The 19539-nt window shown below is 61.2% G+C and carries 18 protein-coding genes; 9 read left to right on the top strand and 9 right to left on the bottom strand.

All coding sequences use genetic code 11. From position 1 onward, the window contains the following. The gene (locus AC07VO_RS08800) at positions 1 to 399 is read right to left on the bottom strand and encodes a hypothetical protein (RefSeq protein WP_086944411.1); all 399 of its coding nucleotides are present in this window, start codon (positions 397 to 399) and stop codon (positions 1 to 3) included. Continuing rightward, positions 362 to 991, bottom strand: coding sequence for a nucleotidyltransferase domain-containing protein (locus AC07VO_RS08795; RefSeq protein WP_026331824.1), 630 nt, complete (start codon positions 989 to 991; stop codon positions 362 to 364). The genes AC07VO_RS08800 and AC07VO_RS08795 overlap by 38 nt, the downstream gene beginning before the upstream one ends. Positions 992 to 1581: 590 nt before the next feature. Here AC07VO_RS08795 and AC07VO_RS08790 point away from each other — a divergent pair. After that, positions 1582 to 1959, top strand: coding sequence for a DUF6124 family protein (locus tag AC07VO_RS08790; RefSeq protein WP_086944410.1), 378 nt, complete (start codon positions 1582 to 1584; stop codon positions 1957 to 1959). 153 nt (positions 1960 to 2112) lie between these two features. On the opposite strand, the gene AC07VO_RS08785 is transcribed toward AC07VO_RS08790, so the two are convergent. The 6 genes from AC07VO_RS08785 to pilG are packed head-to-tail and all read right to left on the bottom strand — an operon-like array spanning position 2113 to position 11991. After that, positions 2113 to 2568, bottom strand: coding sequence for a chemotaxis protein CheW (locus AC07VO_RS08785; protein WP_086944409.1), 456 nt, complete (start codon positions 2566 to 2568; stop codon positions 2113 to 2115). Then, entirely contained in the window at positions 2561 to 8464 is a 5904-nt protein-coding gene (locus AC07VO_RS08780; protein WP_495007511.1) for an Hpt domain-containing protein, read from the bottom strand. The genes AC07VO_RS08785 and AC07VO_RS08780 overlap by 8 nt, the downstream gene beginning before the upstream one ends. Positions 8465 to 8500: 36 nt before the next feature. Further along, positions 8501 to 10558: a methyl-accepting chemotaxis protein gene (locus AC07VO_RS08775; protein WP_018928717.1), complete on the bottom strand. Its 2058-nt coding sequence runs from the start codon at positions 10556 to 10558 to the stop codon at positions 8501 to 8503. A 40-nt stretch (positions 10559 to 10598) separates the two neighbouring features. After that, on the bottom strand, positions 10599 to 11153 hold the full coding sequence (locus AC07VO_RS08770; RefSeq protein WP_018928716.1) for a chemotaxis protein CheW: 555 nt from the start codon (positions 11151 to 11153) through the stop codon (positions 10599 to 10601). Positions 11154 to 11163: 10 nt separating this feature from the next. Next, positions 11164 to 11529: a twitching motility response regulator PilH gene (pilH, locus tag AC07VO_RS08765; protein ID WP_007897961.1), complete on the bottom strand. Its 366-nt coding sequence runs from the start codon at positions 11527 to 11529 to the stop codon at positions 11164 to 11166. A gap of 57 nt (positions 11530 to 11586) precedes the next feature. Beyond that, entirely contained in the window at positions 11587 to 11991 is a 405-nt protein-coding gene (gene pilG / locus AC07VO_RS08760; RefSeq protein ID WP_007897954.1) for a twitching motility response regulator PilG, read from the bottom strand. Positions 11992 to 12213: 222 nt separating this feature from the next. Between pilG and gshB the strand changes: the two genes are divergently transcribed. The 7 genes from gshB to AC07VO_RS08725 all read left to right on the top strand — a co-directional run bounded on the left by gshB (position 12214) and on the right by AC07VO_RS08725 (position 18193). Then, positions 12214 to 13167 (top strand): glutathione synthase, encoded by a 954-nt coding sequence (gene gshB, locus AC07VO_RS08755; protein ID WP_018928715.1) that lies wholly within the window; start codon positions 12214 to 12216, stop codon positions 13165 to 13167. A 77-nt stretch (positions 13168 to 13244) separates the two neighbouring features. Then, positions 13245 to 14144: an energy transducer TonB gene (locus tag AC07VO_RS08750; RefSeq protein WP_026286615.1), complete on the top strand. Its 900-nt coding sequence runs from the start codon at positions 13245 to 13247 to the stop codon at positions 14142 to 14144. Between the two features lie 127 nt (positions 14145 to 14271). Beyond that, the gene (locus tag AC07VO_RS08745) at positions 14272 to 14844 is read left to right on the top strand and encodes a YqgE/AlgH family protein (RefSeq protein ID WP_018928713.1); all 573 of its coding nucleotides are present in this window, start codon (positions 14272 to 14274) and stop codon (positions 14842 to 14844) included. Then, positions 14844 to 15290, top strand: a complete 447-nt coding sequence (ruvX, locus tag AC07VO_RS08740; protein ID WP_018928712.1) for a Holliday junction resolvase RuvX — start codon at positions 14844 to 14846, stop codon at positions 15288 to 15290. Before AC07VO_RS08745 ends, ruvX begins: the two co-directional genes overlap by 1 nt. A gap of 99 nt (positions 15291 to 15389) precedes the next feature. Next, positions 15390 to 15893 (top strand): bifunctional pyr operon transcriptional regulator/uracil phosphoribosyltransferase PyrR, encoded by a 504-nt coding sequence (gene pyrR, locus AC07VO_RS08735; RefSeq protein ID WP_086944407.1) that lies wholly within the window; start codon positions 15390 to 15392, stop codon positions 15891 to 15893. A gap of 27 nt (positions 15894 to 15920) precedes the next feature. After that, positions 15921 to 16925: an aspartate carbamoyltransferase catalytic subunit gene (locus AC07VO_RS08730; protein ID WP_007939362.1), complete on the top strand. Its 1005-nt coding sequence runs from the start codon at positions 15921 to 15923 to the stop codon at positions 16923 to 16925. Next, the gene (locus tag AC07VO_RS08725; protein WP_018928710.1) at positions 16922 to 18193 is read left to right on the top strand and encodes a dihydroorotase; all 1272 of its coding nucleotides are present in this window, start codon (positions 16922 to 16924) and stop codon (positions 18191 to 18193) included. The genes AC07VO_RS08730 and AC07VO_RS08725 overlap by 4 nt, the downstream gene beginning before the upstream one ends. Positions 18194 to 18230: 37 nt before the next feature. Here AC07VO_RS08725 and AC07VO_RS08720 read toward each other — a convergent pair whose 3' ends face one another. Further along, entirely contained in the window at positions 18231 to 18662 is a 432-nt protein-coding gene (locus tag AC07VO_RS08720) for an NINE protein (protein ID WP_018928709.1), read from the bottom strand. A 250-nt stretch (positions 18663 to 18912) separates the two neighbouring features. Here AC07VO_RS08720 and AC07VO_RS08715 point away from each other — a divergent pair, with 250 nt between their 5' ends. After that, positions 18913 to 19533 carry a C40 family peptidase gene (locus tag AC07VO_RS08715; RefSeq protein ID WP_018928708.1) on the top strand — a complete coding sequence of 207 codons (621 nt, stop codon included), beginning with the start codon at positions 18913 to 18915 and terminating at the stop codon, positions 19531 to 19533. Positions 19534 to 19539: the final 6 nt, after the last annotated feature.

Here is a 19539-nt window from a genome sequence, read left to right as displayed (position 1 = left end):
TCACCTTAGGAGTGTTGGGTGGGGGGCATCAATCAAGCAGAGAGACGGATCATTACGCTGACCGTAATGATCGAACACCGCCAGGTTTCGTCGCTCATGACACAGGGCGAATAGCCGAACCTGTACTTTGCCAATATCAGCGGTATGAACCAGGCACTGAAACACCAGATAGCGTTTGTCTGAACGGTAGCCGCACAAACGAAGAGCCGTCAGTGCAAGGGCATGGGCAGCGTTGTATGCCAGGTCGAAACGACTCGCGAAGGAAAGTGAAGACGTTTGGGCGTCCTTCAATCGATCCACAGCCGAACGCATCAGCCCTTCGCATTCCTTGCGATCCGGCGGCTCAGCTTTCAGTCCACCACTACGTAACAGGTTTTCCAGGTTCTCGTTGCTGCCCATCCTTGGACTCCAAAGGGTTTGCCCCCATCAGATTGATCTTGTCCTGCTGCGCTACCCGCACGACAAAACTATTTTCAGCCGCCAGTTTTGCGGCCCAGTCGTCGGGGGTGTAGAGCGTCGGGTTGAGGACGCGGCCCAACTGCTCCTCCATTGGTATAAGCCGCTCCATCACTTCACTGTAGTGCAGGCCCTCGCCGATCAGCATGAGATCAATGTCACTGGATGCGTTTGCCTGATCCTTGGCGATAGAGCCGTACACAAATGCCCAGGTGATCTGTTCGGCAAAGGGTTGAAGCGCCTGACGCAGAGGCTCGGTAATACCAAAGGTTTTGCGGGCAATGCCCAGCAGTTCGGCATAGATCGGGCAGTCGGGATTGGCTTGATAGTGGGTCTGGTTGCCCTGACGGGTCATGGTCAGCACGCCTGCCCGCTGCAACCGATCCAGCTCGCGCATGAGGCTGCCTTTACCCACTTGAGCCCAGCGGGCGATCTCGTTGGCGTAAAAACTTCGGTCGGGTTTACCAAACAGCAGGCCGAGCACTTTTTGCTGGGTGGTGGTGAACAAGGCTTCACTCAATGACAGGTTTTTCACGGCAACGACCGATAAGTCCCAAAAAAGGAACGATAGGTCCCTTTTTGGGAATCTTCAACCTAATGCAGAAACCTTTGTGGCGAGGGGGCTTGCCCCCGTTCGGCTGCGAAGCAGTCGTAAAACCATTGTTCTCGGTGTACCTGATACACCTCGATTGCAGGTTTTGGGGCTGCTTCGCAACCCAGCGGGAGCAAGCTCCCTCGCCACAGAAAGGTCCGACCGCTTGGGGTTTTGTGTTTAAAGGTATGTCAGCAGGAACGGTGTGAGGCTACACAGTCGTGCGTCGCTGCCTACAGCAATGCCGGAAGCCGCTGACTGGTGAGGTTTTGCGTTGATCTTTATCGTTTGTGTGTCGCTGACAACCTCAGCGACCGGGACTGGAAACCCCGATGAGTTACTGGCGCCAAAGCGCCCTTCATAACGTATGCTTGCGCACCTTTCAAAGTGTGCACTCCGTTATGGCGGCTGTGCGCGGGAGACCTTCGGGTCGACCGGGTTGCCGTACCCCGGGTTTCCAGCCTGCGTACAGCTGTCACCCCTTCGTCTTGGAAACCGAATGGGCCAGCTCCAACCCTATACGGTGATTCACTATGTTCAAAGCTACTCCCAATCCCCCGGAAACCGGCGTCGATTCCCAAGCATCCCTCGATGCAGAAAAAATGAAGGAAGCCGCCGACCGCGCCTTCTCCCATTACTTCCCTCCGCTCCACGAAAAACCGGCCAAACGCCGCAAACTCCGCCTCTTCAGCGTCTCCCCCGACATCGACACCGAAGCCCTTCTGGCCAATGCCTCCGAAGACCTGCTGTCCATCAGCGCCATTGCTGCCGATCTCGCGGACGATGTGGAAGGCTCACGCCGCTCTGTAGCCTTGGCGCTCAGCCGTTTGGCCGATGGCGTGCAGTTGTTGGTGGAGCGGGTGCTGGATCATCATGAGTCGTTGCAGATGAAGGCTCGGGCCGGGGTTTAACGCACCACCCCCTGTGGCGAGGGGGCTTGCCCCCGTTGGGTTGCGAAGCAGCCCCAAAACCTGCAACCGAGCTGTATCAGGTAAACCGAGAACAATGGTTTTACGACTGCTGCGCAGCCGAACGGGGGCAAGCCCCCTCGCCACAGGGTCCGGTCAGACCAGACCCGCATTCACAAGCAGGTCTTCCAGCGCGAGCAAGTCAGGCACCTTGGCCACTTGCTCCCCCACCTGCACCGCCGCCTTCTCCAGCGAACACAACGGCACGTCAACATAACTCAACTGACTGTCGAGCTTGTAAGAACGCGGAATCCCCTGCACCAGCAGCGCAATGAACTTCAACTCAGGCCGCCCGCCAAGGGCATTGAGGATGACGATCCGCGCCCGCTCGCCGATCACCACTTTGCTGCCACATGCCGACTCAAAACTGAGTAACGGAATCTGCCGTTCCCGCCACGTCACCCGCCCCAAGTACCACGCAGGGGTGTCGAGGTCGAAGGCGCCGGGTTGGTAATCGATGAGTTCGGCGACGGCGACGTTGGGCAGGATCAGGTTGCGGTCGGCCAGGGGCAGCAGCAAACCGGTGAGGTTGCTGGAGCGGTGCTCATGCATGGGTTTTGCTCCAGCGGGCGATGCTGTCGAGCAGCACCGATTCCTGATACGGCTTGCCGAGGTAGTCGTTGACGCCGATGGCCATGGCGCGGTCGCGGTGTTTTTGACCCGTGCGGGAGGTGATCATGATGATCGGCAGATGCTGCAAGCGTTCGTCGGCGCGCACTTGGGTCGCCACTTCGAAGCCGTCCATGCGTGGCATTTCGATGTCCAGCAGCATCAGGTCGGGCATGTGTTCTTCCAGCAGTAGCATGGCGTCGACACCGTCCTTGGCGGTCAGTACGTTCATGCCGTGGCGCTCCAGCAGACGGCTGGTGACCTTGCGCACGGTGACCGAATCATCGACCACCAGCACCAGCAACGGCCGTTGCGCCTCGGGCTCGACGTCCTGTGTCACCGGTCGTTGCGGCACCTGCGCTTGCATCGCGCGGATCGGCGCCAGCAAGTCGAGAATCAGCACCACCCGACCATCGCCGAGAATCGTCGCACCGGACAAACCCTGCACTGCGGCAAATTGCGGGCCGAGGCTTTTGACCACGATTTCCCGGGTGCCGGCCATGGCGTCCACCTGCACCGCAACGTGCCGTTCGTTGCACTGCACCAGCAATACCGGCAACGGCAGGCTCTGGCCCAGCAGTTTCGGGCGGGTACTGGTTTTCAGCAGATCGCCGAGGTAGCACAGCTCATAGCGTTGCCCGGCGTATTCGTAGCTCGGTGGATCGAGCCGGTAATGCCCTTCGAGTTCGTTGGGCAGCACGCGAACGATGCCATCGATGGTGTTCAGCGGGATCGCGTATTGATCCTCCCCGCACTGCACCATCAGCGCGCGGTTGACCGACACGGTGAACGGCAGGCGAATCCGGAAATGCACGCCCTGCCCCGACGTCGAGTCGATGCTCATGGTCCCGCCGAGCTGCCGGACTTCTTCGTGAACCACGTCCATGCCGACGCCACGCCCGGAGATCTGGGTGATTTTCTCGGCGGTGGAAAACCCCGGTTGCAGGATGAATTGCAGCACGTCGCGGTCGCTGATGTCGCTGTCCGGGGCGAGCAAGCCGCGCTTGATCGCCTTGCGCCGCACGGCGTCCAGCGGCACGCCGGCACCGTCGTCGCAGATGTCGAAAATGATGTCGCCACCCTCTCGCGACAAGTCGAGGGTGATCTTGCCTTGAGCCGGTTTCCCGGCCGCGATCCGTACCTCGGCCGATTCCAGCCCATGGTCGACGGCGTTGCGCAGCATGTGTTCCAGCGGCGCGGCCATGCGCTCGAGGACGTTGCGGTCCATCTCGCCTTCGGCGTTGCCAACGATGAACTCCACATCCTTGCCCAGTTCGCTGGAAACCTGACGCACGATGCGTTTCAAACGCGGCAGCATTCGTTCGAACGGCACCATGCGCGTGCGCATCAGGCCTTCCTGCAATTCGGTGTTGATGCGGCCCTGCTGTTGCAGCAGGTTTTCCGCATCCTGATTGCGCCGGTCGAGGGTTTCCTTGAGGTCAAGCAGGTCGGAGGCGGACTCGAACAATGCCCGCGACAGCTGTTGCAACTGCGAGTGACGGTCCATCTCCAGCGGGTCGAACTCTTCATAACCCAGGCGCTCGGCCTCGACTTGCTGACGGCTGAGAATCCGCCCCTGGGTTTCGGTATCGAGGCGGCGCAACTGGTCGCGCATGCGCTCGATGGTGGTTTCCATTTCGCTCAGGGCCACCCGTGCATCGTTGACCTGTTGTTCGATACGGCCACGGAAGATCGAAGTCTCCCCGGCCAGGTTGACCAGATCGTCGAGCAACTCCGCCGAGACCTTGACCGTGTCGGCGCCTTCGGGTTGCAACGCGGCTGGCTCGGCTTTGGGCGCTGCGGGCATCGCCGCCGGTGTCGGTGTTTCCGGCACCGCCGGGTGGCTGAAATTCTTGATCGCCTCGATCAGCTGATCGGCCGGTGGAAGTGGCTGACCGGCGCGGGTGGCGTCGAGCATCTGCGCCAGTCGGTCATGGCTGCTTTGCAACAGCGTGAACAGCGCCGCGGTCGGTTGCAGCGCGCCAGCGGACAAGCCTTCGTAGAGGAATTCCAGCTCATGGGCCAGGTCGCCGATCGTCGCGATTTCCACCATTCGCGCGCCACCCTTGAGGGTATGCAGGTCGCGCAGCAGGGTTTCCACTTCCTGACGATTCGAAGGCTCGGCCTGCCAGCGCAACAGCGCCGCGCCGGAGTTTTCGATGATGTCGAAACCTTCTTCGAGGAAGATGTCCAGAAGCTCGGGATCATGCCCCGGCGAGTCGTTGCTGGCCGCCGGTTCGATCACCTCGGCACTGCCGGCATTACCCAGACGAAACTCACGAATGGCCTCGATCAATTCGCCCGGATCGCCCAACGGACGGTTGTGCTGCAACTGTTCGAGGAACACGGCCAGTCGGTCATGGCTCTGTTGCAGCAACTGCGCCAGCGCTTCGCTGTGGCTGTAACGGCGGTCCACCAGGCCTTCGTAAAGGCTTTCCAGTTCATGGGCCAGATCGCCGACCGGCTCGACCTCGGCCATCCGCGCACCGCCCTTGAGGGTGTGCAAATCGCGCTGTAAAGACAGTAGCGGCGCGGCGTTTTCCGGGTCGCTCAACCAGCGTTGCAAGGCCTGGCCGGCGCTTTCAAGGATATCCACCGCTTCCTCAAGAAAGATCGAAACGATTTCGTCGTCCAGATCCACCTCAGTCGCGGCCTGCTCCAGCTCGGCCGTGGCGCTGCCCAGTTCTCGAATACTCAGGGTGCGGCTGCCATCACTGCGAATCAGGCCCATGGCGGATGGGTCGAGACTCTCATCCAGCAAGTCGCGCAAGGCCCGCACCCGCTGCGGTTGCGCAGTGACTTCCTGGCCGGCAGCCAGTTCATCGAGCATGTTGATCAGCGCTTCGTGGGCACTTTGTGCTTCGTGGAAGAACCTGTCGCTGACCGCCAGGCTGCTTTCTTCCACAGCGCCATAGAGATCGAGCAAGGCTTCACAGAGTTCATCCACCGGATGCAGGTCGGCCAGGTGCGCGCCTTCGCCGAGTGTCGTCAATTCGTCCAGCAGTGCGCTGAGTTCCTGGCGCTCGCCGGGATGCTGCTGCCAGCGCTGCAACAGGCTTTCGGCGTCCAGCAGGATGTCCATGCCCTGGGCGAGGAAGTTGTTGATCAGTTGCGGGTCGCGTTTGATCCGCAGCCCCGTGCCGGGCGCGCTCGACAGACTTTGCAAATGTTCGGCCAGCAATGTCCGGGTGCGTTCAATCAACGAACGGGCGCCGGGGATTTCGGCCAGCGGGTCGCTCTTGAGCTGTCGCAGCCCCAGGCGGAACAAGCCTTCGGCTTCCAGCAGCAACTCGACTTCGTCCAGGTCGAGGGCAATCCGGTGCGCCTTGTACTCCCGGGCCAGTTGATCCAGCGACGCCGCCAGCTCGGCAATCGGCAGCACGCCGGCCATCGACGCGCTGCCCTTGAGGGTGTGCAAGGCTCGCTGCAACTCGTCGCTGGCCTGCAGCGGTACGTGCTCGGCGGCCTGATCGAGGAAGCGATTGAGGCTGTTCAAATGGGTTTCGGCTTCGTTGCGGAAGATCTCCAGCAACAGCGGATCGAGCGCCGCGACATCCTGCGCGTCCTCATCGGACAGCGGTTCATAACCCTTGGCGAGGGCATGGGCGCGGGCGGCCAATTGATCGACATCGTTGCGCTGGCGCTGGGCGTTGGCGGCGAACTCGGCCACCAGTTCCGGCAGCAACTTCAGCGCGTCGCCCACCAGTTGCTGCACTGCAGGCAAAGGTGCAACGCTGTGTTCAAGCACGCGGTTGAGCAGGTTTTCCACCGCCCAGGCCAGCTCGCCCAGCACCAACGCGCGGACCATCCGGCCACTGCCCTTGAGGGTGTGGAAGGCGCGGCGTAATTCACTCAAAACCGATGTGCTGTCGGGATTGGCCGACCAGCGCGGCAGGTACTCCTGGAGGATTTCCAGAACTTCGTCGGTTTCTTCGAGGAAGACTTCCCGCAGTTCATCGTCCACCGGTTGTTCATCGGCGGGCGGCGGCAACAGACTACCGGGCATCGTCAGTGCCGGCGGGTTGACGGACGACACCGGGCTGGCCAGTACATCGGCCAACGACTGGACGGTTTCGGGGTCGTCCAGCTCCTGCATGTCCTGCATCACCAGGGCTTCACTGGGGCTGAGCACATCCTCAAGCTTCGGCACGTGCTGTTCGCTGGGGAAACAGCCGAGTGCGGCCAGGCCTTTTTCCGCAACGTCGAGCAGTTGTTCACCGGGCGCTTCGGGGTCGTCGCTGAGACGCTCCAGGTAATACTCGATGCTGGTGATGACGTCAGCCAGGCTGTCCAGTTGCTGCCAGCCGGGCTGCCCCGGGTCCACCAATAGATGCTCGCGGATGAAACCGTTACAGGCCTCGACCAGGCTCGCCGCGCGGGCCAACGGAATCATCGCCAGCGCACCGCGCACTTGGGTCAGCAATGCCGGCAACGGTTGCAAATGCTGACGGTCCCAGTCGGCGTCGATGTAGTCGACGATCATGTCCTTGGCCTGCTGCAGGCAGATGCGCGCTTCCTTGATCACGATCTGGTGGATCTGCGTCAGGTCGGTGGTCGGCAGACGGCTGTCTTCCTGGCTTTCCGGCTCCACGGTGCCGACCATGCCGGCCAGGGTCGCTTCGACGTAGAGCAAGGCCCCGGCGACGTCCATGAGGGTCGCGTCGTTAGGTTCGCGCTGGCCCTGGGCGAGGCTCAGCACCACCGCCAGTTGATCGATGATGACCTTGCGCGGCTGGCCGAAACCGAGCACCGCCAGGGTGTCGGCGATTTGCCGCAGGGGCGCCAGCAGGCTTTCGAGGTCCGAGGTGTGCTGGCGGTCGCTGCGCACGAACAGGTCCAGGCGCTCCTTGACCCGCACCAGCTCTTCGCACAACGCCGCCAATACCGAACGCATGGCATCGCGATCAGGGCCGGCCAGCCTCGCCCGTTCTTCATCGACCATCGCACTGTCGGGTAGCGCGTCGTCCAGTGAGTAGCGATCTTTCATGGTCAGCATCTGCCCGGTGGGGTGTTCGGCCTTGGCAATATAGAACAACAAACTCTTGAGCAGCTCTGGCGGTGCCGGTTGATTGATCGCGGGCATGCCTTGCTCGAGCAGACGCTTGAGCTCTTTGTCGGCGTCCTTGAACAGACTGCGCAACGCGGGGCTGTTGGCAATCGAGCCATTGCGCATGCCTTCGACCAGCGCCGAAGCGACGTGCCATAACGGGCTCAGCGGCGCATTGCCGCACAGCCCTTCAAGGCGTGCAAAAACCCTGGCCAGGTAAGCCAAGTGGGTTTCGTCATCCTGCTCGCGCAGCAAGCCGACCAGCGCCATCTGCAGCATTTGCCGCAACTTGCGCAGCACATCCGGCAAGTCGGACGGCTCCAGCAGCGCCAGGGCTTCTTCGCTCAGGGGCGGCAGTTCCGGCAGTTGCGGGCTGAACAGGCTGGTTTCCGACAACAGGCTTTCGCCACGGGCACTGCGCAGGTCGTTGATCAGCGGCAACACCACCAGCGGCAGGTCACGCCGGGCGCCTTGCACCCGGTCGAGGTAAGTCGGCAATTGCCCCAGGGCATGCAGCAGCAAACGAATGGCCTCGTCGCGATGGCTGACGCGGTTCTGCTGCAAGGCGCAGGTCAGTTGCTCGATCTCTTCGGCGAGCAGCGCCGCGCCGTAGAACTCGACCATCTGCAAACTGCCGTGCACCTGATGGACACAGGCCAGACACTCACTCAGCACGTGCGTCGCCTGCGGGTCGTCGATCAGGGTTTCTATCGCCCGATGAGCCTGCTTCAGCGTTTCGGCAATCTCGCCTTTGACCCATTCGAGGGCCACATAGTCGTGCCGATCACCCATAACTACTCCAATCAAATGCATACGCCCTGAGGCGGTTCAAGCGTTGTCCGCAGCTTGCGCAGGCTTGGCCGGCAAGGTGAAACCGGACACCGAACGCCGCAGCTGGCTGGCCATTTTCGCCAGGTTGCCAATGCTCTCGGCAGTGGCGGTGGAGCCGGACGAGGTCTGCGTGGTGATCTGCTGGATCACGTTCATCGTCAGGGAAATCTGGCCGGCCGAAGACGTCTGTTGCTGCGCGGCGTTGGAAATACTCTGGATCAATGCCGCGAGGGTCTTCGATACGCCTTCGATTTCTTCCAGGGCCACTCCGGCATCCTGCGCCAGACGCGCGCCGCGCACCACTTCGGTGGTGGTCTGCTCCATGGAAATCACCGCTTCGTTGGTGTCGGTCTGAATTGCCCGCACCAGCGTTTCGATCTGCCGGGTCGCCGCGGACGAGCGCTCGGCCAGCCGCTGTACTTCGTCGGCCACCACCGCAAAACCGCGCCCGGCGTCACCGGCCATGGACGCCTGAATGGCCGCGTTGAGGGCGAGGATGTTGGTCTGATCGGCAATGTCATCGATCAGGCTGACAATGTCGCCGATTTCCTGAGAAGACTCACCGAGGCGCTTGATGCGCTTGGCGGTGTCCTGGATCTGCTCGCGAATATTGTCCATGCCGTGGATGGTGTTGTGCACCACTTCGTTGCCCTTGTTGGCAATTTCCACCGAGCGCTCGGCCACCGCTGAGGATTCGGCGGCATTGGCCGAGACCTGATCGATGGACTCGGCCATGTCGTTGATCGCCATGGAGGCTTCGGAAATCTGCTGCGCCTGATGCTCCGAGGCCTGGGCCAGGTGCATCGCGGTGGCCTGGGTTTCCTGCACGGCGGCGGCGACCTGGCCGGCGGTGAGGTTGATGGTCGCCACCAGATCGCGCAGTTGGTCGACGGAATAGTTGATCGAGTCGGCGATGGTCCCGGTGAAGTCTTCGGTCACCGAGGCGGTCACGGTCAGGTCACCGTCGGCCAGGTCTTCAATTTCGTCCAGCAGGCGCATGATCGCGCTCTGATTGCGCTCGTTCTTCTCAGCGGTTTCACGCAACTGACGGTTGGTTTCGCGCACCATCACCAGGCCAATGAGAATGATCGACATCAACGCGAGCAAACCCAGCACGTAGCCGCCGATGGTATCGGTGTTGCGCCCGCCGGCGAGGTTTTCGAAACGGCTGGCCAAGTGCGAAGCTTCATCGAGCAGGGTTTGCGACAGGGTAAAAATGTTGCTGGCCGATTCGCGGACCTTGAACAGCTCCGGCGAGGTTTCGAGGATTTCGTCCACCGAGCCCGACACGAATTCAAACAGCTCGGAAATCTCGGTCAACCGGGCACGGGCATCGCGGTCTTCGACCTGGCTGATTTTCAGGGCCGCATTGCCTTGAAGCATGCCGTTGAGTACCTGGCCGAAACGCGCCGCGTCGCGACCGAAGGCGTCGGCGGCCTGCTGCGAGTTTTCGTCGCCGGACAGCACGGTGTTCACTGCACCGAGAATCCGCTCGGCCAGCAGCGACTGACGCTGGGCCATCGCCACCTGAGCGGCCGGGGCGCCACGTTGCAGGAGGGTTTCGACGACCTTTTCATACTCGACCTGCAACTGCGGCACGGTTTCGGCCAGGGTCGCGGCGACTTGATGCAACGACAATACGGTCTGTTCGCTGGAGAGAATGGCGTCGGTGTTTTTCAGCAGCCGCTCCCAATCCAGCTGTACCGCGCGCATTTCCGGGCGCACGGTGGACGGTGCCGGCGGCAGGCCGGTGGAGGGATCGCCTTTCTTCAGATAGCCCCAACGCAGGGCGAAGTCGTTGCGCGCATCGCTGAGCAACTTGAACGCCGCGGCCTTGCCAGCGGCGGCTTCGGTGGCGTTCTTGGCGATGCGTTGCGACAGCACCCGCAGCTCACCGGCGTGGCCGATGTACTGCTTGTCGTAATTCGCCTGGGTGTTGAGGTACGCGAAGTTGGCGAACAGCAGCATGATGAAGATGATCAGCGCGATGAACAGCACGATGATCTGCGACCGGCTGCGCGACCCTTCCGGCGTACCTGCGTTTGCTTTAATCATCGGTCCTCGCCTGTCCTGCCCAATTCAACCTACTCCCCGGCTACAGCGCTACATTCATGAAACCTTGCGACTGCGCCAACGCAAACGGGCTGAACACCTGCCAATTCTGTTCACGCTGAAAGCGGCCTTTGACGAACGGCGCGATCGGCCCCTGCAGCTCGTCCATGGGCACCGGCTCCAGGCTGTCCTGGGCAAAGTGCTGCAAGCCGAAGACCTCATCGACCAGCAACCCGGCGAACACGTCGTTGTGCTCCACCACCAGTATCCGCCGCTGCTTGCGCAGGGCCGACAGTTCATGGCCGGCCTCATAACCATAAAAGAAGCCGTACACATCCATGATCGGCAGCAGCCGCCCACGCAGGTTCGCTACGCCCTTGACCCAGGGCTTGACCCCCGGCATTTGGGTAACGCGCGGTTCGTGCAGGACTTCGCTGACTTCGCCCATGGGCGCGACGTACCCGTGCTCGCCCAAGCGAAAACCGATGCCGCTCCAGCTGTCCTGTCGAGTCGGCTGGGACGGCAGGTCCGCCGCCAGCAGACGACAACGTTGATCAATCTGCAGCAGCAGTTCGAAGGCCGTCAGCGACTCGGTCATGGCCGGACGATCAACCGGCCAGCACGTTGTTCAGCGTCTTGATCAGGGTGTCTTCATCGACCGGTTTGGTCAGGTAGTCCTTGGCGCCCTGGCGCGTGCCCCAGACTTTGTCGGTTTCCTGATCCTTAGTGGTGATGATGATCACCGGGATGTGCCCGGTTTCCGGGTCTTTGGTCAGCTGACGGGTCGCCTGGAAACCATTGAGGCCGGGCATGACGATGTCCATCAGTACCGCGTCGGGTTTTTCCTGACGGGCCAGGGCCACGCCGTCGGCGCCGTTTTCGGCTTTCAACACTTCATGACCGTGCTTTTCGAGCATGCCGGTCAGTTTGTACATTTCGGTCGGCGAATCATCGACGATCAGAATACGTGCCATGGTCTTCCCCATTCTTGTCGACGCAAGGCCCACTGGCCGAGCGTCACTGTGCGTGTCCTACTGCGGCGAAACGACAGCAAAGCCCGGTACGTGGGCCTGAATCGCGTTCAGCAGTTCTTCCTTGCTGAAAGGCTTGGTCAAAAACTGGTCGGAGCCGACGATCCGCCCCTTGGCCTTGTCGAACAACCCGTCCCTGGACGACAGCATAATCACTGGCGTGGACTTGAACGCACTGTTGTTCTTGATCAACGCGCAGGTCTGATAGCCATCCAGACGCGGCATCATGATGTCGACAAAGATGATGCCTGGGTGATTGTCGGCAATCTTGGCCAGGGCATCGAAACCATCGATTGCGGTGATGACTTCACAGCCCACGTTTTTCAACAGCGTTTCGGCGGTGCGACGAATCGTTTTCGAATCATCGATCACCATGACCTTCAAGGCGCTGGAATGCTGTTCCATAGGGGCTCTACCGTCGCCTTTGTGAATCAATTTGTCCGTTTGCGGCCCGAAACCCTTGATACTCAAGGGCCAAGACGGCATGGCAGCCTTTTTAGCACAGTCTCCCCGTCCAATCTATCGGGTGACCTGTGCGGTGGTTTTTCCTTGACCGGGAACCCACTCAGCGCCACTCTGACGCCACTTTTTCATCGCACTTTCCACCCCAATTTCGAGGAAAACCCCATGAGCGTTCGCGTCGGGATTGTCATGGATCCTATCGCCAGCATCTCCTATAAAAAGGATAGCTCGCTGGCCATGCTGTTGGCCGCGCAAAAGCGTGGCTGGGAACTGTTCTATATGGAACAGCGCGATTTGTATCAGGCCGAGGGCCAGGCGCGCGCGCGGATGCGTCCGCTGAAAGTCTTCGCCGACCCGCACAAGTGGTTCGAGCTGGGCGCCGAATCCGACGCACTGCTGAGCGACCTGGACGTGATTCTGATGCGCAAGGATCCGCCGTTCGACATGGAGTTCGTCTACTCCACTTACCTGCTGGAGCAAGCCGAGAACGCTGGCGTGCTGGTGGTCAACAAGCCGCAAAGCCTGCGTGACTGCAACGAGAAGCTGTTCGCCACGCTGTTCCCGCAGTGCACGCCGCCGACCATCGTCAGCCGTCGCCCGGACGTGTTGCGTGAATTCGCCGACCATCACGGTGACGTGATCCTCAAGCCGCTGGACGGCATGGGCGGTTCGTCGATCTTCCGTCATACCGCCGGCCACCCGAACCTGTCGGTGATTCTTGAAACCCTGACCCTGCATGGCAAACAGCAGATCATGATCCAGGGCTACCTGCCGGCGATCGTTGATGGCGACAAGCGCATCCTGATGATCGACGGCGAGCCTGTGGATTATTGCCTGGCGCGGATTCCAGCAGCAGGCGAAACCCGTGGCAACCTCGCCGCCGGTGGCCGTGGCGAAGCCCGACCGCTGACCGAGAAAGATCGCTGGATCGCCGCGCAAGTCGGCCCGACCCTGCGCGAGAAGGGCTTGCTGTTCGTCGGTCTCGACGTGATCGGTGAGCACCTGACCGAAATCAACGTCACCAGCCCGACCTGCATTCGCGAGATCGATAACGCGTTCGGCACCGACATCGGCGGCCAGTTGATGGATGCCATCGATCAGAAGCTCAAGGCTCGTTGATCGAGAACAGCCAAGAGACAACCAACATTGCGTTATCATCGCCGGCCTGTAAAAAACGCGATGTTGGTTTTCTTGTCATGACACTCCCGTCCGATCTGCCCCCTGAACTCGCCCATCGTGGCGTGCGCCCGGCCGATCGCCTCGGTTTTACCCTGTTTCTCGCGGCGCTGATTCACCTGGCCTTGCTGTTGGGCGTCGGGTTCACCATGGTCGAACCCAAGCAAATCAGCAAAACCCTGGAAATCACCCTCGCCACCTTCAAAAGCGAAACCAAGCCGAAAAAAGCCGATTTCCTCGCTCAAGAGAATCAGCAAGGCAGCGGCACCCTGGATAAAAAGGCCATTCCAAAGACCACCGAGGTCGCGCCCTTCCAGGACAACAAGGTGCAGACGGTCACTCCGCCGCCAACCGCCAAACCCCAAGTGCAGGAAGCCGCGCCCAAGGCCGCCGTGACGACGGTCGCGCCGAAGCCGAAAAAAGCCGCGACCAAGCAGGAAGACGTCAAGACCGAGACCAAGCCCAAGGTCGAAGCACCGACCTTCGACAGCTCACAGTTGTCCAGCGACATCGCCAGCCTGGAAGCGGAACTGGCCAACGAGCAACAGCTGTACGCCAAGCGCCCGCGCATCCACCGCTTGAGCGCCGCGTCGACCATGCGCGACAAGGGTGCCTGGTACAAGGATGAATGGCGCAAGAAGGTCGAGCGCATCGGCAACCTCAACTACCCCGACGAGGCCCGACGCAAACAGATTTATGGCAATTTGCGCCTGATGGTCTCGATCAACCGCGACGGCTCGCTGTATGAAGTGTTGGTGCTGGAATCGTCCGGCCAACCGCTGCTGGATCAGGCGGCGCAGCGCATCGTGCGGCTGGCCGCGCCGTTCGCACCGTTTACCGGGGATCTGTCGGACATCGACCGCCTGGAAATCATCCGCACCTGGAGGTTTGCGCGCGGGGACCGGTTGTCCAGTAATTAGCCGGAAGATTTGCAGTGATCGAGCCAATGCCTTCGCGGGCAAGCCCGGATCAAAAAGACACCTGCACAGGCATTTCCTGTGCATCCTCAGCTTGTCAGTTCGCCCCTCCAACGCCACACTAGCGCTCATGAAGAACGTCAGCCCCAGCTACCTCAAGCATCACTTCCTGATCGCCATGCCCCACATGGCCGACCCGAACTTTGCGCACACCTTGACCTACATCGTCGAGCACACGGCCAATGGTGCCATGGGGCTGGTGGTCAACCGTCCGCAGGACCTGAACCTGGCCGATATCCTCGAGCAATTGCGCCCCGATATCGAACCGCCAGTGCTCTGCCAGCACGTGCCGATCTTTATCGGCGGCCCGGTGCAAACCGATCGCGGCTTTGTCCTGCACCCGTCGGGAAAAACCTATCAGGCTACCGTTGATCTGGATGGCGAGTTGTCGCTGTCGACCTCCCAGGACGTGCTGTTCGCCATCGCCGATGGCGTCGGCCCCGCGAAAAGTTTGATCACCCTCGGCTATGCCGGTTGGGAAGCCGGGCAACTGGAAGCCGAACTGGCCGACAACGCCTGGCTGACTTGCCCGTTCCATGCCGACATCCTGTTCAACACCAGCAGCGAGTTACGTCTCGAAGCGGCGGCCAAGCACCTGGGTATCAACCTCAGCCTGCTCACCAGCCAGGCGGGGCACGCCTGATGGCCCTGCGGCTGATTCTGGGTTTCGACTACGGCACCAAGCAGATCGGCGTTGCGGTCGGCCAGGTGATTACCGGCCAGGCCCGCGAGCTGTGCACCTTGAAGGCACAAAATGGCATTCCCGACTGGAATCAGGTCGAAGCCCTGATCAAAGAGTGGAAACCCGACGCCGTGGTGGTCGGCCTGCCGTTGAACATGGACGGCACGCCCAGCGACATGTGCCTGCGGGCCGAAAAATTCGCCCGGCGCCTGAACGGCCGCTACAACCTGCCCTTCTATACTCACGACGAACGCCTGACCACCTTCGAGGCCAAAGGCGAACGCCTGGTCCGTGGCGGCCAGAAAGGCAGTTACCGCGACAACCCGGTCGATGCCATCGCCGCCGCCCTGCTACTGCAAGGCTGGCTCGACGAAAACACCGCACTGTTCGAATCCTCAAGCACCTGATCCTGACGAGTCGCTGCGCGTCTCTTTTAGCTACAACCCGAGCCCCCACCCAGGCGCTATACCCCAAAAGCAGGGCTCGGGACCAAGAAGGAGCAAACCATGAGCCTGCCTAATCCCGCCGAACTGATCAGCCAGATGGCGATCCGTCTCAAGGCTTACCTGGAAAACCGTGGCATCAGCGAACCGCGTTATATCGGTATTCGGACCGGTGGCATCTGGGTCGCTCAGGCGTTGCTCAAGGAGTTGGGCAGCGACGCGCCGCTGGGCACCCTTGATGTGTCCTTCTACCGCGACGACTTCAGCCAGAGCGGCCTGCACCCGCAAGTACGCCCTTCGGCGCTGCCCTTCGAGATCGAAGGCCAGCATCTGGTGCTGATCGACGACGTACTGATGAGCGGTCGGACGATCCGTGCCGCGATGAACGAACTGTTCGACTACGGCCGCCCGGCCAGCGTAACGCTGGTGTGCCTGCTGGACCTGGACGCCGGCGAGCTGCCGATCCGCCCGAACGTGGTTGGCGCGACCTTGTCGCTGGCGGCCCACGAACGGGTGAAGCTGTCCGGCCCGGAGCTCAAGCTCGAACTGCAAGACCTCGCCCTTTAATTCGCCCTATTGAGAGTCCCCCTCGCGATGACGCCTCTAGAAACCAAGCGCCCGCTGCAGCTCAATGATCAGGGCCAGCTACGCCACTTCCTCTCGCTCGACGGTTTGCGCCGCGAGCTGCTGACGGAAATCCTCGACACCGCCGACTCGTTCCTCGAAGTCGGCGCCCGGGCGGTGAAAAAAGTCCCGTTGTTGCGCGGCAAGACCGTGTGCAATGTGTTCTTCGAGAACTCCACCCGCACCCGCACCACCTTCGAACTGGCAGCCCAGCGGCTGTCGGCCGACGTGATCACCCTGAACGTGTCCACGTCATCGGCGAGCAAGGGCGAAACCCTGCTCGACACCCTGCGCAACCTCGAAGCCATGGCCGCCGACATGTTCGTCGTGCGTCACGGTGATTCCGGCGCGGCGCACTTCATTGCCGAACATGTCTGCCCGCAAGTGGCGATCATCAACGGTGGCGACGGCCGTCACGCGCACCCGACCCAGGGCATGCTCGACATGCTCACCATTCGTCGGCACAAGGGTGGCTTCGAAAACCTCTCGGTGGCCATCGTCGGCGACATCCTGCACTCGCGGGTGGCGCGCTCGAACATGCTGGCCCTGAAAACCCTCGGCTGCCCGGACATCCGCGTGATCGCGCCGAAAACCCTGCTGCCGATCGGCATCGAGCAATACGGTGTGAAGGTCTACACCGACATGACCGAAGGCCTGAAAGACGTCGACGTAGTGATCATGCTGCGCTTGCAGCGTGAGCGCATGACCGGCGGCCTGCTGCCGAGCGAAGGCGAGTTCTACCGCCTGTTCGGCCTGACCACCGCGCGCCTGGCCGGTGCCAAACCCGATGCCATCGTGATGCACCCTGGGCCGATCAATCGTGGGGTGGAGATTGAGTCGGCGGTGGCCGACGGTCCGCACTCGGTGATTCTCAACCAAGTGACCTACGGCATCGCGATTCGTATGGCCGTGCTGTCCATGGCCATGAGCGGGCAAACAGCCCAGCGCCAATTCGAGCAGGAGAACGCCCAGTGAAGCTCAGCATTCTCGGCGCACGCGTTATCGATCCGGCCAGCGGCCTGGATCAAGTGACTGACATCCATGTTGAAGCCTGCAAGATCGTCGCCCTTGGCGCCGCTCCGGCCGGTTTTGTTGCCGTCGACACCATCGACGCCAAGGGCCTGGTGGCCGCCCCGGGCCTGGTTGACCTGAACGTTGCCCTGCGCGAGCCGGGCTACAGCCGCAAAGGCTCGATCGCCAGCGAAACCCGCGCAGCTGCCGCCGGCGGCGTGACCAGCCTGTGCTGCCCGCCGAAAACCAAACCGGTGCTGGACACCTCGGCCGTGGCCGAATTGATCCTCGACCGTGCTCGTGAGGCCGGCAACACCAAAGTCTTCCCGATCGGCGCCCTGAGCAAAGGCCTGGACGGCGAGCAGCTGGCCGAACTGGTCGCCTTGCGCGATGCCGGCTGCGTGGCTTTCGGCAATGGCCTGGAGAGCTTCCGCAACACCCGCACCCTGTGCCGGGCGCTGGAGTACGCGGCGACGTTCGACCTGACGGTGATTTTCAACTCGCAGGATCACGACTTGGCCGAAGGTGGCCTGGCCCATGAAGGCCCGACCGCAAGCTTCCTCGGTCTGCCGGGCATTCCGGAAACCGCCGAAACCGTGGCCCTGGCCCGGGATCTGCTGCTGGTCGAGCAAAGCGGCGTACGTGCGCACTTCAGCCAGCTCACCAGCGCGCGCGGCGTAGCGCTGATCGCTCAGGCCCAGGCTCGCGGGCTGAAGGTCACGGCGGATGTGGCGTTGTATCAACTGATCCTCACCGACGAAGCGCTGATCGACTTCAGCAGCCTCTATCACGTCCAGCCGCCGCTGCGCACCCGCGCCGACCGCGACGGCCTGCGGGCAGCGGTGAAGTCCGGTGTGGTATCCGCCATCTCCAGCCATCACCAGCCCCATGAGCGCGACGCCAAGCTGGCACCGTTCGGCGCGACCGAACCGGGCATCAGCAGCGTTGAACTGCTGCTGCCGCTGGCGATGACCTTGGTGGAAGACGGTTTGCTCGACCTGCCGACGCTGTTGGCACGCCTGAGTGCCGGCCCTGCCGAGGCGTTGCGCCTGCCGGCAGGGAAATTGGCAGTAGGTGGCGCGGCAGACATCGTGCTGTTTGACCCGACGGCCTCGACCGTGGCCGGTGAAACCTGGCTGTCCAAGGGCGAAAACTGCCCGTTCATTGGCCACAGCCTGCCGGGCGTGGTGCGTTATACCCTGGTGGATGGGCGGATCAGCCACCAGGCGTAAAACCCTGTGGCGAGGGAGCTTGCTCCCTCGCCGCTACTTACTGGAAGGCGCCTCTGTTCTGCGCGTTACGAATTGAAATCTGATCGTTCAGCGTCCAGAAGTCATACAACACCCCCAGAAAGAACAACCCGCCCGTGACCAGGTACAGCAACCCGCTGATCCACTTCCCCTGATACATCCGGTGTACGCCGAATACCCCAAGGAACGTCAGCAGAATCCACGCGACGTTGTATTCGATGGGGCCGGCGGTAAAGCGCAGGTCTGCTTCACGATCCATGGCCGGAATCAGGAACACGTCGATCAACCAGCCAATACCCAGTAGGCCCAAGGTCAAAAACCAGATCGTCCCGGTCACCGGCTTGCCGTAATAGAAGCGGTGAGCCCCGGTAAAACCGAAAATCCACAGCAGGTAACCGATCACTTTGCTGTGCGTGTCTTGTTGTGAAACGGGTTGTCGATAGGTGTTCATGGATGACCTCGATTCACGCGATAGAGAAATATTCTTGAATTCTTTGTGACTTTTTTACAGGCAGCCGACATACGGCAAATGCTACCTTCACTTCCGTCAAAGCCCTGTACCGCCTGACTTGTGTCAGACAATTGCGTCCTTTTTCCGCTTATTTGGTTCCGTTGACCCCAAGGTTGAATCGACCAACGGCCTCGGAAGGGACAAAAAAGCTGTTATAAAGTTGCGCGCTAACCCATACGAGCCTTGCCTAATGCGTCCATTTTTCAAGACATGGCTAACCATTTGCCTATTATTGCCCCTGGCCGCCCACGCCACCAATCGTGAGCAACGTCTTCCGAACGTTAATGGTTACACCCCAAAATCCCATGTTTCTGCTCCTTCGAGCAAAAACCAACAGACGGTAAAACGCTCCACCCAACTGAGCCGCGCCAACGGCAAGCTGGTTCCGCCGATGGCGACCAAGGAAAGCAGCAACGTGTTGAGCCGCGCGGTAAACGTGCTCGGCACACCTTATCGTTGGGGTGGCAGCAGCCCAAGTAAAGGGTTCGATTGCAGCGGCCTGGTGAAATACGCGTTCAACGACGCGACCTTCGACCTGCCACGCACCTCCAATGCCATGGCCAGCGGTCACGGTGAGAAAGTCGATCGCAACGAACTGAAGCCAGGCGACCTGATTTTCTTCAACATCAAGAGCCGCCGGGTCAACCATGTGGCCATCTACCTGGGCAACGACCGCTTCATCCACGCACCACGCCGTGGCAAGTCGGTAAGCATCGACACCCTGAAGAAGCCGTATTGGGATAACCACTACGTGGTTGCCAAGCGGGTTCTGCCAAAAGAACCGAATCAACTGCGCGTCGTACAGCGCTGATCCGAT

Source organism: Pseudomonas sp. GW821-FHT03E01, assembly GCF_059420765.1.
Note: the sequence above shows the minus strand (reverse complement) of the source record. Positions and strands in the feature narration are given on the sequence as shown.